The sequence below is a fragment of the Bradyrhizobium quebecense genome (assembly GCF_013373795.3).
Lineage (GTDB): Bacteria > Pseudomonadota > Alphaproteobacteria > Rhizobiales > Xanthobacteraceae > Bradyrhizobium > Bradyrhizobium quebecense.
The window spans coordinates 4,927,561-4,942,876 of sequence record NZ_CP088022.1; the positions used below are offsets into that span (position 1 = coordinate 4,927,561).

Sequence of the window (15,316 nt, forward strand, 5' to 3'; positions counted from 1 at the left end):
GTTACGCTCCTGCAACGGATGAGAAGGGAGAGCCGGGCAGCGCGGCAATGCGGTCCGGCGTGCCTGCGGCAGCAAGGGTGAGCGCGCGCACGACGATACGCTGCGCGAGCTCGATCTTGAAGGCGTTGTCGCCTGACGGCTTTGCGCCAGCGAGCGCAGCGCGCGCCGCCTCGCGAAAAACCGCCGCATCGGGCGCGGCGCCCGCGAGCACCTGCTCGGCCTCGCGCGCCCGCCACGGCTTTGCCGCAACGCCGCCGAGCGCGAGCCGGGCGTCGCGGATCTTGCCGTCTTCTATCCGCAAGGCCGCCGCAGCCGAGACCACGGCGAAGGCATAGGACGTGCGCTCGCGCACCTTGATGTAGCGGGCATGCCCGGCGAAGCCTTGCGCCTCGGCCGGCAGCCGCAGCGCGACGATCAGGTCGCCGCGCTCCAGCGCAGTCTCGCGCTCCGGCGTCTCGCCGGGCAAACGATGCAGCGCCTCGAGCGGCAGCTCGCGCCGGCCGCCCTTGCCCTCGATCTCGACGATTGCATCGAGCGCGACCAGCGGCACGCAGAAATCGGACGGATGGGTGGCGATGCAGCCCTCGCTCCAGCCGAGCACCGCGTGCAAGCGGTTCTCGCCCTTCAACGCGTCGCAGCCGGCGCCCGGCCAGCGCCGGTTGCAGGCGCTGCCGGCGTCGTAGAAATAGGCGCAGCGTGTCCGCTGCATCAGATTGCCGCCGACGGTCGCGGCATTGCGCAGCTGTGCGGATGCGCCCGATAGCAGCGCCTCGGCGACCGCAGGATAGTTGCGCGCGAACGCGGCGTCATGGGCGAGATCGGCGTTGCGCACCAGCGCGCCGATGCGCAAGCTGCCGTCGGAGAGATGCTCGATACGATCGAGCCCGGGCAGACGCGTGACATCGACGAGGCGGCTCGGCCGGCTGACGCCGCCCTTCATCAGGTCGAGCAGGTTGGTACCGGAGGCGAGATAGCTCGCGCCCTTCTCGGAAGCCGCCGCGATCGCGTCCGCGACGCTGGCCGGCCTGACATAATCGAAATTCATCATGCGGAGCGCCTCTGCTTGCTGGCGGCCATGTTGGATTGTGCCTCGAGCACGGCTTCGGTGATCCCCTGATAGGCGCCGCAACGGCACAGATTGCCGCTCATGCATTCGCGCACGCGCTCCGGGTCGTCGCCGGCCTGCCCCTCCCGGATCAGGCCGATGCCGCTCAAGATCTGGCCCGGGGTGCAGAAGCCGCACTGGAAGCCGTCATGGGCGATGAAGGCGGCCTGCACCGGATGCAGCTCGCCGCCGCGCCCGACGCCTTCGATGGTGGTGATCTCGGCGCCGTCGTGGCTGACGGCGAGCGCGAGGCAGGAATTGATGCGGCGGCCGTCGACCAGGATGGTGCACGCGCCGCACTGGCCGCGGTCGCATCCCTTCTTGGTTCCGGTGAGGTCGAGCCGCTCGCGCAACAGGTCGAGCAGCGTGACGCGGGGGTCGTCGAGGGCAATGTCCCGGCGGACGCCGTTGATGGTGAGACTGAGTGGGAGATTCATGCAGGGCTCCGATCCGTGTATGGTCGGGTTGAATCGAGGGCAACGCGAACCCGTGGCCGCCGATGCATGATCGGCGCGCCTTGTCAGGCCCGGTGCTGGTCGCCATATACGGAGGCATCCTCCGTTTACAAGGGAGGGTAAAAAGAAAAAGGAATGGCCGGTTCATCACCAGAAATTGTCCGCAAGCCGCGCGCCGACGCCGTGCGCAACCGCGAGCGCGTGCTGGAAGCGGCCAAGGCCGTGTTTTCGGCCGGCGGCAGCGAGGCGAGCCTCGAGGCCGTGGCGCGCCATGCCGGCGTCGGTATCGGCACGCTGTATCGCCACTTCCCGACCCGCGAGGCGCTGTACGAGGCGGTCTATCGCCGCGAGGTCGAGCAGCTCGGCGATCTTGCCGAGCAGCTGCAATGCGCGCCCGAACCGGTCGAGGCGCTGCGGCGCTGGCTGCGCGCCAATGTGGAATTCGTCGCCACCAAGAAGGGCATGGTGGCAGCCCTTGCGCTGGTCGCGCACGGCTCGACCGAACTGCACGCCTATTCGTTCGATCGCCTGACCAAGGCGATCGGCACCCTGCTGGCGCGCGCCGTCGCGGCCGGCGCCATTCGCGACGACATCAGCGCCGAGGACGTGCTGCGTGCGCTGATCGGCATGTGCTACATGCACGACCAGGCGGGCTGGCAGACCACGGCACTCAGGCTGTTGGATGTGTTCGTGGACGGACTGCGGATGCAGCCGGCAGGTGCGGCAGCATCCGCGGCGAAACCCGCGAAGAAGAAGAAGGCCGGCCGGCCGCGCTCGCCGTAGCTGCTACAAATATATCGTAATCGGAAAAACTCCTCGCGAACGCCACGTGTTGGGCCTGCAGATGCCGGCCATTGAACGAAGGTCGAATGAGCGATCCGGTGTTTCCATTCGCGCGCCGTCCCCGGGAATGACTATGCTGGCAAAAAACAGGTAGACGCGAAAGCCAACTCCGCGATCTGCCGATTGGCCATGGCGAGGAAACGCGCGTTCGCGCTCGAGCTTTTCGAGGACGAGTCCCGGCATTCGGGAAAAGATGCGCCTGCCGTTCATTTGGATTGCCGAAATGAACGAGAGCATCTCATCTCCGTTTATCCGCTACCCTATCGGCACCTCGCTGCTGATGGCCGGCATTCTGTTCGTCGGCATCGTCGCCTATCCACTGCTTCCGGTCGCACCGCTGCCGCAGGTCGACTTTCCGACCATCCAGATCTCCGCAAGCCTGCCGGGCGCAAGCCCCGAAACCATGGCCTCCTCGGTTGCGCAGCCGCTGGAGCGGCAGTTCGCGCAGATTCCCGGCATTGCCCAGATGACCTCGACGAGCTCGCTCGGGTCGACCGCAGTCACCATCCAGTTCGATCTGAACCGCAACATCGACGGCGCCGCCAACGACATCCAGGCCGCGATCAACGCCGCAGGCGGCCAGCTGCCCAAGAACCTGCCGTCGCCGCCGACCTACCGCAAGGTCAACCCGGCCGACTCGCCGATCCTGCTGCTGTCGGCGACCTCCGACACGCTGCCGCTGATCCGGGTGAGCGATGCGGTCGACGCCCAGCTCGGGCAGCAGATCAGTCAGATTTCCGGCGTCGCCCAGGTGTTTATCGGCGGACAGCAGAAGCCCGCGATCCGCGTGCAGATCGATCCCGCCAAGCTGGTCGCCAAGGGGCTCTCGCTGGAAGATATCCGCAGCCAGATCGCCATCACGACGGTCGACAGCCCGAAGGGCAACATCGACGGCGCCAGCCGCGCCTACACGATCTACGCCAACGATCAGCTCCCGGATGCCAAGGACTGGAATGACGTTATCGTCGCCTACCGCAACGGCGGCCCGTTGCGGATTCGCGACATCGGCCAGGCCATCGCCGGACCGGAAGACATGAAACAGGCCGCCTGGGCGGACGGCAAGCGCGGCGTCTTCCTCGTCATCTTCAAGCAACCCGGCGCCAATGTCATCGGGACGGTCGACAGGATCAAGGCGCAACTTCCAAGACTGATTGCCGCGATTCCGCCCGCCATCAAGATCAAGATCATCAGCGACCGGACATTGACTATCCGCGCCGCCGTCGAGGACGTGCAGATCACGCTGCTGATCACCATCGTTCTGGTCGTCATGGTGATCTTCGTCTTCCTGCGCAGCTTCTGGGCCACGGTGATTCCCGCCGTCACGGTGCCGCTCGCGCTGCTCGGCGCCTGCGCGCTGATGTGGGTGTTCGGCTATACGCTCGACAATCTTTCGCTGATGGCGCTGACGATTGCGGTCGGCTTCGTGGTCGACGACGCCATCGTCATGCTGGAGAACATCACGCGATACGTCGAGCAGGGCGAGCGGCCGCTTGCCGCAGCGCTGCGGGGCGCCGGCGAGATCGGTTTCACGATCCTGTCGATCAGCATTTCACTGGTCGCGGTGCTGATCCCGTTGCTGCTGATGGGGGGCGTCATCGGCCGGCTGTTCCGCGAGTTTGCGGTGACCCTGGCGATGGCGATCTTCGTCTCGCTGGTGGTGTCGCTGACGCTCACGCCGATGATGGCATCGCGCTTCCTGCGCGCGCATGGCGAAACCAGGCACGGCCGGCTCTACCAATGGAGCGAGGCGGCATTCGACAGGATGCTGCATGGCTATGAGCGCGGCCTCGATCTGGCGCTGAGCTGGAGCCGGACCACGCTCTGCATCTTCTTCGCGACGCTGGCGCTGTCGGTCTATTTGTTCGTAATCATACCGAAGGGATTTTTCCCGCAACAGGACAACGGCTTCCTGAACGCCGTGTCGGAGATGGCCCAGGACATCTCGTTTGCCGACATGAAGCAGCATCAGGAAGAACTCAGCCGGATCGTCCGGGCCGATCCCGCGGTCGACAGCATGGCCGAGTTCATCGGCGGCGGCGGCACCGCGCTGAATTCCGGCCGCATGTACATCACGCTGAAGCCGCACGAGGAGCGCGACGCGGACGCGCAGCAGATCATCGCGCGGCTGCGGCCGAAGCTCGAAGCGGTCGAGGGAGCACGCCTCTACATGCAGGCCTCCCAGGACGTCCGGCTTGGCGGACGCGCCACGCGAACGCAGTTCGAGTACACGCTGCAGGATGCCAATCTCGCCGAGCTGAACGAATGGGCGCCGAAGATCCTGGCCAAGATGAAGACGCTGCCGCAATTGCGCGACGTGGCGACCGACCAGCAGACCGAGGGAACGACGCTGACGATGACCTTCGATCGTGACACCGCGTCGCGCTACGGCATCCAGCCGCAATTGATCGACGACACGCTGTACGACGCGTTCGGCCAGCGCCAGGTGGCCCAGTACTTCACCCAGCTCAACAGCTATCACGTCATCCTGGAGATCCTCCCCGAGCTGCAGGGCAAGGTCGATACGCTCAACAAGCTCTACATCAAGTCACCGACCACGGGCGACGAGGTGCCGCTCTCGGTGTTCTGCAAGTGGACGACGGTTCCGGTGCGCCCGCTCGCGATCGCCCACCAGGGGCAGTTTCCCGCGACCACGATCAGCTTCAATCTCGGGGAAGGCGTGGCGCTCGGCCAGGCCACCGATGCCATCCAGAACGCCGTCGCCGATCTCGGCGCTCCGGCAACGCTGAGTTCAAGCTTCCAGGGCACCGCGCAGGCCTTCCAGCAATCACTGAGCTCGGTGCCGCTGCTGATCCTGGCTGCGCTGGTGGTGGTCTATCTGATCCTCGGCATGCTCTATGAAAGCTACATCCATCCGCTCACGATCCTTTCCACGCTGCCGTCGGCCGGCGTGGGTGCGCTGGCGATCCTGATGGCGTTCGGATTCGATTTCAGCCTGATCGCGCTGATCGGCATCATCCTCCTGATCGGGATCGTGAAGAAGAACGGCATCATGATGGTCGACTTCGCGATCGCCGCCGAACGCGAGGAGCATTTGTCGCCGCGTGAATCGATCCGGAAAGCGGCGCTCTTACGTTTCCGCCCGATCATGATGACGACGATGGCCGCTCTGCTCGGCGGCGTACCGCTGATGCTGGGCACTGGAACAGGAGCGGAAATTCGTCAGCCGCTTGGCTATGCGATGGTTGGCGGCCTGATCGTGAGCCAGGCGCTGACGCTGTTCACGACGCCGGTCGTGTATCTCTATCTCGACCGGCTGTCGAACGCGCTTTCGAACTGGACGGCGACGAAACGAGACGACGATGCCGAACCGTCCGTGGACCGGGATGCCGCCGAATAGCGCAGCTCAGCCGCGTTGCGCCTCCTCCACCAGCCAGTCCCGGAAGGCGACCAGCGCGGGATTGGACTCCGAGGACGTCGGATAGACCGCATAGTGGCAATAGGCCACGCGCAGACTGTGGTCGAACAGGCGCACCAGTTTCCCCGCCAGCATGTCCGATCGTGTGATCGAGAGGCGCCCGAGCGCGATGCCCTGCCCGGTCACGCCAGCCTCCATCAGCGCGTTGGTATCGGTGAAGGACGTGCCGACGATGTCGCGATCGAGCTTCAGGCCCGCCGACTTGAACCAGGCCCACCATGACAGATTGCGGTCGATCAGGAGCGGCTCCGACAGCATCGCAACCGGGTCCTTCGGCAACCGGCCGCCGTTGAGGCTCGGGCTGCACACCGGGAAAAACTCTTCACCGAACAGCTTGATGGCACGAAGCCCCTTCCAGTCGCCGGTGCCGAACCGGATCGCGATGTCGACGCCATCGGATTTGAAATTGGCCAGCGCCTGACCGGTCTTGATGTGCAGGTTGATGTACGGATAGCGGGCCGTGAAGCGCGACAGCCGCGGAACCAGCCAGCGCGCCGCCATCACCGGCAACAGGCTCACGGTCAGCTCGGCGTCGGCGCGACGTGTATGAAGGCTGCCGAACGCCGCGTTCAATTCCGAAAACGCGCCCTTGACGCCGGCCTGTAGCCGCAGTCCGGCCGGCGTCGGCACCATCCGGTTGCCTTGCCGCACGAACAGGGTGAGACCGAGCTCCTCTTCCAGCTGCCGGATGCGCTGGCTCACCGCGCTGTGCGTCACATGCAGCTCGCGCGCCGCTTCCGAGTAGCTGCCGTGACGGCAAGCCACCTCGAACACGCGCAGGGTCTCCAACGGCGGCAACGGGGCCATCCGGCAATTGTTAGGAACGCTAACAAGTGCTGTCAAATCATATCGTTCGCCCCATTGCCGCGGCGGGACTAGGTGAGCAGGTCCCGAGACCGAGCACCCTGGAGCACCTGCGATGTCCTCTTCCGCTGCCCTATTGCGCCGAACCGAAGCATCGGCCGACGGACGTCGTTGCCCGCATCGTCACGCAAGCCCGCCGTCGCGCGCCGCGGCCGCCGATCTCGATCCGCGCACCCGCATGCTGCTGGAGCAGCCGATCGCGCCGCTGATCCTGCGGCTTGCGCTGCCCAACGCCACCGTCATGACCGTGCAGATCCTGATCGGCCTGCTGGAGGTCTATTTCGTCTCGCGCACCGGCGTCGATGCGCTGGCCGGCGTGGCGCCGGTGTTTCCGCTGGTGTCGCTGGTGGTGGCGATCGCGCAGGGCGCGATCGGCGGCGGTTTCGTCACGACGGTCGCGCGTGCGCTCGGCACCGGCCGGATCGGCGACGCTAGCGACTACGCGAGGTATGCCGTGGCGCTCGGCGTTTTGCTCGGCCTTGCGACATCGATCGTGATGTTAACCTTGGGCTCGCAGCTCTACGGCACGATGGGAATCTCGGGCAACGCGCTTGCGATCGCGCTGTCCTATTCCGGCATCATCTTTGCCGGCGCGATCCCGATCTGGCTGTTCAACCTGCTGATGGCCGTGGTGCGCGGCACCGGCAACCTGCTGGTCCCCGTGATCGTGGTGTGCAGCGGCGCCTTGATCCTGCTGCCGCTGTCGCCGGCGCTGATCTTCGGCGCGTTCGGTTATCAGGGCCTCGGCCCCTCCGGCGGCGCGGTCGCGATGCTGGTGTACTACGCGTTCGGAACGCTGGCCTACGCGGTCTATCTCTGGGGCCACTTTGGCGCGCTGAAGCCATCGTTTCGTATGCCGACGCTCTCACTTGCGCCAATGCTTGCGATCCTTCGCGTCGGCGGCATGCCAGCCGTCGTATCGGCCGCCACCAATCTCACGCTTGCGATCGTCACCGCCTATGTCGCGATCGGCGGCGTCGAGGCGCTGGCCGGCTATGGCGCGGGCTCGCGACTCGAGTTTCTGCTGGTCCCGCTCGCCTACGGCATCGGCGGGCCGGTCGGCATCATCATCAGCGCCAATCTCGGTGCCGGCCGGATCGACCGCGCGGTGAAGACGTCGTGGATCGGGATTGCGATGGCCTGCACGCTGACCGAAGCGATCGGGCTGGCCGCAGCGGCTTTTCCGGAAGCCTGGATCGGACTGTTCAGCCAGGACCCCGCCGTGCTGCAGATCGGCGCGGAGTATCTGCACCGCGTCGGTCCGTTCTTCGGATTCTTCGGGCTCGGCTACGTGCTCTACTGTGCCGGCCAGGCGACCCGGCGAATGGAGGCGTCGGTGCTCGCCGCGCTGCTCAGAGCCGCGATCGCGATCGCCGGAGGCTACGCGGTGGTCGCGTTGAAGGCGGACGTCACCTGGAATTTCATAGCGGTTGCGGTCGGCATGGTCGCGTTCGGCCTGTTCGCACTGCCGCCGCTGATCAGGCGTGCGGGCTACGAATAGCCCACTCGCTTTCACCCGAACCTGACATCGTAGCGCTTGATCGACAGCTCCTTGGTGTCGATCTCGGGCTTCTTGCCGGAGAGCATGTCGGCCAGCACCCGGCCCGAGCCGCAGGCCATGGTCCAGCCGAGCGTGCCGTGGCCGGTGTTGAGGTGCAGATTGGCAAACCGCGTCGCGCCGATCACCGGCGGGCCGTCCGGCGTCATCGGGCGCAGGCCGCACCAGAAGGTGGCCTTGGGCAGGTCGCCGCCGCGCGGAAACAGGTCGGTCAGCGAATGGTCCAGCGTCGCGCGCCGCGCGTCGTAGAGCTTGGTCGAATAGCCCGAGATCTCGGCGGTGCCCCCGACCCGGATGCGATCGCCGAGCCGGGTGATCGCGACCTTGTAACTCTCGTCCATCACGGTGGACTCAGGCGCGCCGCTCGCGTCCTTGATCGGCACCGTGATCGAATAGCCCTTCACCGGATAGACCGGCAGCGAGATGCCGAGCGGCCGCACCAGATGCGGCGAGTAGCTGCCCAGCGCCAGCACATAGGCATCGGCCGTCATCATCCCGGCGCTGGTCGCAACGCCGGTGATCCGCGTCGCGTCAGCGTTCAATCCGTCGATGCCGACATTGAAGTTGAAACGCACGCCGATCTTCTCGGCCTCCAGCGCCAGCGCCTGCGTGAACATGTGGCAGTCGCCGGTCTCGTCATGCGGCAACCGCAGCCCGCCGGCGAATTTCTGCTTCACGCCGGCCAGCGCCGGCTCGGCTTTGATGCAGCCGTCACGGTCGAGCACCTCGAACGGGACGCCGTATTGCTTCAGCACGGCGATGTCGTCGCCGGTGTGATCGAGCTGGGCCTGCTCGCGAAACAGCTGCAAGGTGCCCTGCGCGCGCTCGTCGTAGCGGATGCCGATGTCATTGCGCAGCGCCTGCAGACAGTCGCGGCTGTATTCCGCGATCGGGATCATCCGGCTCTTGTTCACCGCGTAGCGCGAGGTGGTGCAGTTGCGCAGCATCTTCAGAAGCCAGAGCCACATCACGGGATCGAGCTTCGGGCGGATCACCAGCGGGCCGTGCTTCATCAGCAGCCACTTCACCGCTTTCACCGGCACGCCGGGGCCGGCCCAGGGCGACGAATAGCCCGGCGAGACTTCGCCGGCGTTGGCGAACGACGTTTCGAGCGCAGGCTTCGGCTGACGGTCGATCACCGTCACCTCATGGCCGGCGCGCGCAAGATAGTAGGCCGAGGTGACGCCGATCACGCCACTGCCGAGAACAAGGACCTTCACTTTTCCTCACATCCTGCAGCGAAAACGCAATCGCCGCTGCGAAACCACTCTGCTTCGCAACGGCGACAGCAATTTGTAGAGCTAGCTAAAGTTTAGCTAGCAATTATCAGGCCACGCGCTTGATGGCGTCGCCGAGGATCGAGACGATGTCGTCGATATGCGACTTCTCGACGATCAGGGGCGGCGACAGCGCCAGCGAGTCGCCGCTCATGCGGAAGTAGAGGCCGCGGTTGAAGCAATCGACCATGACGTCATAGCCGCGCGCACCGACGGCACCATCGCGCGGCGCGAGCTCGACCGCGCCCATCAGGCCCTGATTGCGAATGTCGACCACGTTCGGCAGGCCCTTCAGCGAGTGCAGGCCATCGCGCCAGTAGTCGGAGAGCGAGGCGCCGCGGGTCAGGAGACCCTCATCCTTGTAGATGTCGAGCGTGGCAAGACCTGCGGCGCAAGCCACCGGATGCGCCGAATAGGTGTAGCCGTGGAACAGCTCCATGGCGTTGTCCGGGCCGACCATCAGCCCGTCATGGACCTGGCGGCTGGCGAACACCGCGCCGCACGGCACGGTGCCGTTGGTGATGCCCTTGGCGGTCGTCATCATGTCCGGCGTCACGCCGTAGAAGTTGGCGGCGAACGGCGTGCCGAGGCGGCCGAAACCGGTGATGACCTCGTCGAAGATCAGGAGGATGCCGTGCTTGGTGCAGAGCTCGCGCAGGCGCTGCAGATAGCCCTTCGGCGCCGGCAGCACCGCGGTGGAGCCCGGCACCGGCTCGACGATCACGGCCGCGATGGTGTCTGCGCCATGCAGCGCGACCATCCGCTCGACATCGTCGGCGAGCTCGGCGCCATGATCCGGCTGGTCCTTGGCGAATGCGTTGCGGGCGAGATCATGGGTATGACGGATGTGGTCGACGCCCGGCAGATGGGTCGCGAACTGGCGGCGGTTGGCGACCATGCCGCCGACCGACATGCCGCCGAAGCCGACGCCGTGATAGCCGCGCTCGCGGCCGATCAGGCGGGTGCGGGTCGCCTGGCCGGCGGCCCGATGATAGGCCAGCGCGATCTTCAGCGCGGTATCGACCGATTCAGAGCCCGAATTGGTGAAGAAGATCCGATCCAGCCCCTTCGGGGCGATCTCGGCGAGGCGCTCGGCGAAATCGAACGCCAGCGGGTGGCCCATGTTGAAGGAGGGCGCGAAGTCCAGCGTGGAGAGCTGGCGCTCGACGGCGGCCGCGATCTGCGGGCGGCCATGGCCGGCGTTGACGCACCAGAGACCGGCGGAGCCGTCGATCACCTGCCGGCCGTCGACCGAGGTGTAGTACATGCCCTTGGCGGAGGAGAACAGCCGCGGCGCTTTCTTGAACTGCCGGTTGGCCGTGAAGGGCATCCAGAACGAATCGGTCTTGATGGTGTTCGGAATCTGATGAACGGTCACGGCGGCGCTCCATTGCTGACTGCGCCTAGTCGGACCACTCTTCACGACACTCAACAAGTCCTTTTCTGTCGCACGGCAAGCCATTGATCTTGTTGAGGCGGTCTGCGACTATTTGTTCGATCCGCAACACCTGCAACAGGGATCTTCCATGAGCGTCGACATCGGCGGGCGGCTTCGATTCATCCGCGCGCGGCACAAGCTGTCGCAGCGCGAGCTCGCCAAGCGGTCCGGCGTCACCAACTCGACGATTTCGCTGATCGAATCCAACCAGATGAACCCGTCGGTCGGCGCGCTGAAGCGGATCCTCGACGGCATCCCGATGGGGCTTGCGGAATTCTTCGCGATCGAGCCGGAGCGGCCGCGCAAGGCGTTCTACCGCGCCGATGAGCTGACCGAGATCGGCAAGAAGCCGATCTCCTACCTCCAGATCGGTGACAGCCTGTTCGGACGTGCGTTGCAGATCCTGAAAGAGCGCTACGAGCCCGGCAGCGACACCGGCCGGGTGCCGCTGGTGCATGAAGGCGAGGAAGGCGGCATCGTGGTCTCGGGCCGGCTCGAGGTCACGGTCGACGACGAGCGGCGGGTGCTCAACGCCGGCGACGCTTATTACTTCGAAAGCCGCCGCCCGCACCGCTTCCGCTGCATCGGCGCCAAGCCGTGCGAGGTGATTTCGGCCTGTACGCCGCCGACATTTTGAACCCGGCGCAGGCGCTGCGCGACCCAAGCCGCAAGGGCCGCATGTCGCGGTCTTGCGGGTGACGTCGATGCCTTGCTCCCCACGGCTTGCGGCCGCCGTCGCGGCCATCTCGGTCCTTGCGCCCGGCGCGTCGGCTGCGATGGACGATTTCCTGCGCGCATCGAGCAGCGCGCGGACCGCGATCAGGCTGTGCGGCGATAGCGGCGACGACCGGATCAAGACCGCTGACTGCAGGAAGGCCGGCTACGACAAGCTCGTGGCGCAGATCGACAAGGCGTTCGACGCGGCGCTTCCCAAGCTGCCGGCGAATGTCAGGCCGCTGTTGAAGCGCGACCAGGCCTGGTTCAACGAGATGATCATCGACGCCGCGGACGTGCTGGCCGATACCGACGAAGACGAGCTGAAAGCAAGTTTTGCCGCGGCCTTGCGCCGCCGCGCGGTCGCGCTTGAGGGCATCGCATCCGGCCGTCCGGGCCTGTCAGGCAACTGGGTCAATGCCTTCGGCCACCTCACGCTGACGCCGACTGAGGGCGGCGCCTATCGCCTCGCCGCCGATCTGCGCGGCGACTATGGCGGCGATCGCAGGCGAACCTGCAAGCTGACGGCCGATCTGAAGCCCTCGGGGACTGCCTGGCTCTCCGGCCCCGTGCTGATCGAGGCCGAGACGGCGCCCGACAAGCCCAAGACTAACATGGCGACCGATGCCACGGGCGCTTCCGCCAAGTCGCCGTCAATAAAACTCCGCCGCCAGGGCGACACGCTGCGGATCGTCGGCACCATCGATGACGAGGAGTTTGACGGGCTCAACGACTGCTCGTCGATGTGGCAGGTCACCGGCAGCTACTTTGCCGCCGGCAAGGATGCGGCATCCGACAAGGCCGACACCGCGTTCATCGCGCCGACCTTCGACTGCACCAGGCCCGAGACCGCGACCGACGAGGAAATCTGCGCCGATCCTGATCTCGCCGACAACGACCAGCGGCTGAATCGCGCCTGGAAGGCGTTGCAGCCGCGGCTCGACGAGGCGACGCGGCGCGCGCTGATTGACGACCAGCGCAACTGGGTGAAGAGCCAGACCGAACAATTCCCGGAATTCCTGCATCCGGCCTGGAACAAGCAGAGTTCGCAGGTCCACTTCACCGTCGATGCGCGCGATCACGTCAACGGATTGCAGCGCGAACGCCTGGCGCTGCTCGAAGGCTTTGACGACAAGCGCAGCGGGCTTGCCGGCGTCTGGCTCGCCTATAACGCCATCATCAAGGTCACCGTTGAGAAAGACGGCGCGCTGAAAGCGGCCGGATGGAAGTGGGACCAGGGCGACTGGAAGGCCGGCTGCGACTACGAGATGACCGGCAAGGTCACCGGCGGCGCGTTCCGCTCCGACGAGCAGCGCAAGAATCCGGATACGCTCGAGCGCGACCATGCGATGCTGATCGTCAACCGGCAGGACGATGCCTTTGCCAGGAAGCGCACCGGGAAGGACGGCACCGAGGACAGCGCCGACGAGGCGAAATGCAAGCGCCGGCTCGACAACTCCTCAACCGCGCGGCTGTTTCCGGCCCGTCCCTCGCCCGACATCGATAGTTTCAAGGGCTCGATCAGGTAGCGGCGCGGCCGGGCGGCTGCGCCATCACAGATTGCGGGTCTGGTGGTCGCCATAGGCGATCACGAACGCGACCGTCGCGAACATCATGGTCACGGCGATGACGACGAGAATGGTATCCAAGGTCATGACGGTCCTCCAAGATTGGCAAAACAAAGGTTAGTGCGCCGGCCGGAGGAAGCCTTGCGGCAGATCAATTTTTCGACGGGAATCGATCGCGCTTGAAACCACGCCGGATTTGCCGCGTAAGATCAAGGATCGACCAGGGAGCCTTCCGATGCGCGCGATCGCCCTCATTGCCGCCATTTTGTTCGCCATCGCCTCGCCGGGCATGGCCGACGATGTCGGCGCCGCGCAGGACGTGATCCGCGCCCAGGAGCAGGCCTTCGGCCGCGACGACGCCGCGGCGGCCTATTCCTATGCCGCCCCCGCGATCCGCCAGATCTTTCCGCAGGCCGATATCTTCATGTCGATGGTGCAGAACCAATACGCGCCGGTCTATCGCCACAGGAGCTTCGAGTTCGGCGAGGCACGCAGCGAAGGCGACCGGATCGCGCAACGCGTTCACATCGTCGACGCCAATGGCGAGGCGTGGGAGGCGCTCTATACGCTGGAACGGCAGGCCGACGGCAGTTTGAAGATCACCGGCTGCTCTTTGCTGAAGGCCGGCCAAGCAGTATGATCGCGCGGATCGGGTCCGCAACGGTCACCCCAAGACAGTCGCTTCAGGACAAGCCCTTTCTCAGCCGGAGCCTGTCTTCAAGCCAGTCGAATATCACTTCATTGGCCAATGTAGGGTTGTCGATATGCCCCTGCATGGCGGCGGTCTCGGCACGCCGGAACAGGATCAAGCTGGCGTCGCGATGAATGCTGCTCAATTGGTTGCCGAATTCAATCAGGGCGCCTGGAAGAAGCCAGCCGCCCTCGCCCGCGGTGACGAGGAGCGGACAATCGATGCTTCGCGAGATCGCATTGGCTTCTTCGAGCCATCCGGCCTGCTCGCCGTCGCCGGCTTGCCGATAAAAGAAACTCTTCTCGTGCGAGTCCCAGATTCCGGCGTCGCAAACGGCCGCGGCAAACCGGGCATCACTTGCGGCTGCCCGGGCGACCAGGGACGAGTTGCAGGCGTCCGCCACGATAGCGATCCGCGTGCTGTCGACACCGGGCTTCTCCGAAAGAAAGTCGAGGACGCGGCTCATCGCCGCCTCGAACTTGTGGCCCTCCAGCCGTTCCGGCGACAAGGCCGTGTCAGTCCCCAACAGATCCATGGCGAGAAGCGAGAACCCGCGCTCGTTGGCGTGACCTGCGTATTTGGTGATCAACTCTTCCTTGTAGGAACCCGGCTCGCCAATGCACACGATGACGGGTCCGTCGTCGCGCAAGGTTGACGGCAGGTAGTAGGCCTGAAGGGACAGGTCTTCCGTCCAGGGAACGGAGAGCACCTGGCCGGCCGGAACCCGGGTCTTCAAAAAGCTGGTTGCGCATCGCCGCATGCCGTCGACGGCACGATTCAGCAAATGGTTGGCGTATCCGGGAGGCCTGGCGGCGGCGTGAAAGTAGGTGGTCGCCCGAAGCCAGTTGCGACGGGCGGTGACCAGATTGTTGTTCAGCAACGAAAGCTCAGCTCTCGCCTCGTTCAGTTCCGCGGTCTTGATCCACTCTTCGGACCACGAGCTCTCCGCAGCGAGGTTTATCTTGCTCAATGTCAGCCAGCATTCGGAGACCGTCGAGCCGCCTTCCTGTGCGGCGGCCAGAAGCTTGATGAACTCCGCCGACAGATCCTCGCGATCCGGCCAGGCAGGCCAGCCCTTGTCATCGAACTCGACGCTGCTTGACGAGGCTCCACGCGCCCCACAGTGCTCATGCATATTTCTTCAACTCGTTCGCACCCGGCTCCGCTGCCGGTACGCGTGAAAGGTACGAGTCCGCCCGTTGGGGTCGACGAGCCGCCGCTTCGGTCGCCACAAAAAATCGGCGCCGAAATCGCAAACGCCAATCACGCGGCTCTCCCAAGAAATTATTCCAAATCGGATTCATATAATTGAAGTAATTCGGCGGCGGCAAATGTTGATATGGCGGCGCAGGAATGCGTTGCGCTTA

At 65.3% G+C, this 15,316-nt stretch carries 12 protein-coding genes; 6 read left to right on the forward strand and 6 right to left on the reverse strand.

Features of this window, described 5'->3' with window-relative positions:
- Position 1 precedes the first annotated feature (1 nt).
- The gene (locus HU230_RS23790) at positions 2-1,048 is read right to left on the reverse strand and encodes an FAD binding domain-containing protein (RefSeq protein WP_176529604.1); all 1,047 of its coding nucleotides are present in this window, start codon (positions 1,046-1,048) and stop codon (positions 2-4) included.
- A complete protein-coding gene (locus tag HU230_RS23795; RefSeq protein ID WP_176529603.1) occupies positions 1,045-1,542 on the reverse strand; it encodes a (2Fe-2S)-binding protein in 498 nt (165 codons plus the stop codon). Before HU230_RS23795 ends, HU230_RS23790 begins: the two co-directional genes overlap by 4 nt.
- Positions 1,543-1,695: 153 nt before the next feature.
- Here HU230_RS23795 and HU230_RS23800 point away from each other — a divergent pair, with 153 nt between their 5' ends.
- Together HU230_RS23800 and HU230_RS23805 are read left to right on the forward strand one after the other, a co-directional pair.
- Positions 1,696-2,343: a TetR/AcrR family transcriptional regulator gene (locus tag HU230_RS23800; protein WP_176529602.1), complete on the forward strand. Its 648-nt coding sequence runs from the start codon at positions 1,696-1,698 to the stop codon at positions 2,341-2,343.
- 283 nt (positions 2,344-2,626) lie between these two features.
- Positions 2,627-5,761 (forward strand): multidrug efflux RND transporter permease subunit, encoded by a 3,135-nt coding sequence (locus HU230_RS23805; protein ID WP_176529601.1) that lies wholly within the window; start codon positions 2,627-2,629, stop codon positions 5,759-5,761.
- Between the two features lie 6 nt (positions 5,762-5,767).
- Here the strand turns inward: HU230_RS23805 and gcvA are convergent, their stop codons facing one another.
- Complete coding sequence (gcvA, locus tag HU230_RS23810) at positions 5,768-6,646, reverse strand: transcriptional regulator GcvA (RefSeq protein WP_210284184.1); 879 nt, start codon at positions 6,644-6,646, stop codon at positions 5,768-5,770.
- 112 nt (positions 6,647-6,758) lie between these two features.
- Between gcvA and HU230_RS23815 the strand changes: the two genes are divergently transcribed.
- Entirely contained in the window at positions 6,759-8,204 is a 1,446-nt protein-coding gene (locus tag HU230_RS23815) for an MATE family efflux transporter (RefSeq protein ID WP_176529599.1), read from the forward strand.
- Between the two features lie 11 nt (positions 8,205-8,215).
- On the opposite strand, the gene HU230_RS23820 is transcribed toward HU230_RS23815, so the two are convergent.
- Both HU230_RS23820 and aptA read right to left on the reverse strand, forming a co-directional pair.
- On the reverse strand, positions 8,216-9,481 hold the full coding sequence (locus HU230_RS23820) for a D-amino acid dehydrogenase (protein WP_176529598.1): 1,266 nt from the start codon (positions 9,479-9,481) through the stop codon (positions 8,216-8,218).
- Between the two features lie 106 nt (positions 9,482-9,587).
- Positions 9,588-10,916 carry an omega-aminotransferase AptA gene (aptA, locus tag HU230_RS23825; protein WP_176529597.1) on the reverse strand — a complete coding sequence of 443 codons (1,329 nt, stop codon included), beginning with the start codon at positions 10,914-10,916 and terminating at the stop codon, positions 9,588-9,590.
- Positions 10,917-11,064: 148 nt separating this feature from the next.
- Here aptA and HU230_RS23830 point away from each other — a divergent pair, with 148 nt between their 5' ends.
- From HU230_RS23830 to HU230_RS23840, 3 genes are all read left to right on the forward strand, one after another.
- Positions 11,065-11,613 (forward strand): cupin domain-containing protein, encoded by a 549-nt coding sequence (locus HU230_RS23830; protein ID WP_018273259.1) that lies wholly within the window; start codon positions 11,065-11,067, stop codon positions 11,611-11,613.
- A gap of 67 nt (positions 11,614-11,680) precedes the next feature.
- Positions 11,681-13,219 (forward strand): lysozyme inhibitor LprI family protein, encoded by a 1,539-nt coding sequence (locus tag HU230_RS23835; RefSeq protein ID WP_176529596.1) that lies wholly within the window; start codon positions 11,681-11,683, stop codon positions 13,217-13,219.
- Between the two features lie 274 nt (positions 13,220-13,493).
- On the forward strand, positions 13,494-13,898 hold the full coding sequence (locus HU230_RS23840) for a DUF4864 domain-containing protein (RefSeq protein WP_176529595.1): 405 nt from the start codon (positions 13,494-13,496) through the stop codon (positions 13,896-13,898).
- A 43-nt stretch (positions 13,899-13,941) separates the two neighbouring features.
- Here HU230_RS23840 and HU230_RS23845 read toward each other — a convergent pair whose 3' ends face one another.
- Positions 13,942-15,084 carry an alpha/beta hydrolase gene (locus HU230_RS23845; protein WP_176529594.1) on the reverse strand — a complete coding sequence of 381 codons (1,143 nt, stop codon included), beginning with the start codon at positions 15,082-15,084 and terminating at the stop codon, positions 13,942-13,944.
- Between the last annotated feature and the right edge of the window lie 232 nt (positions 15,085-15,316).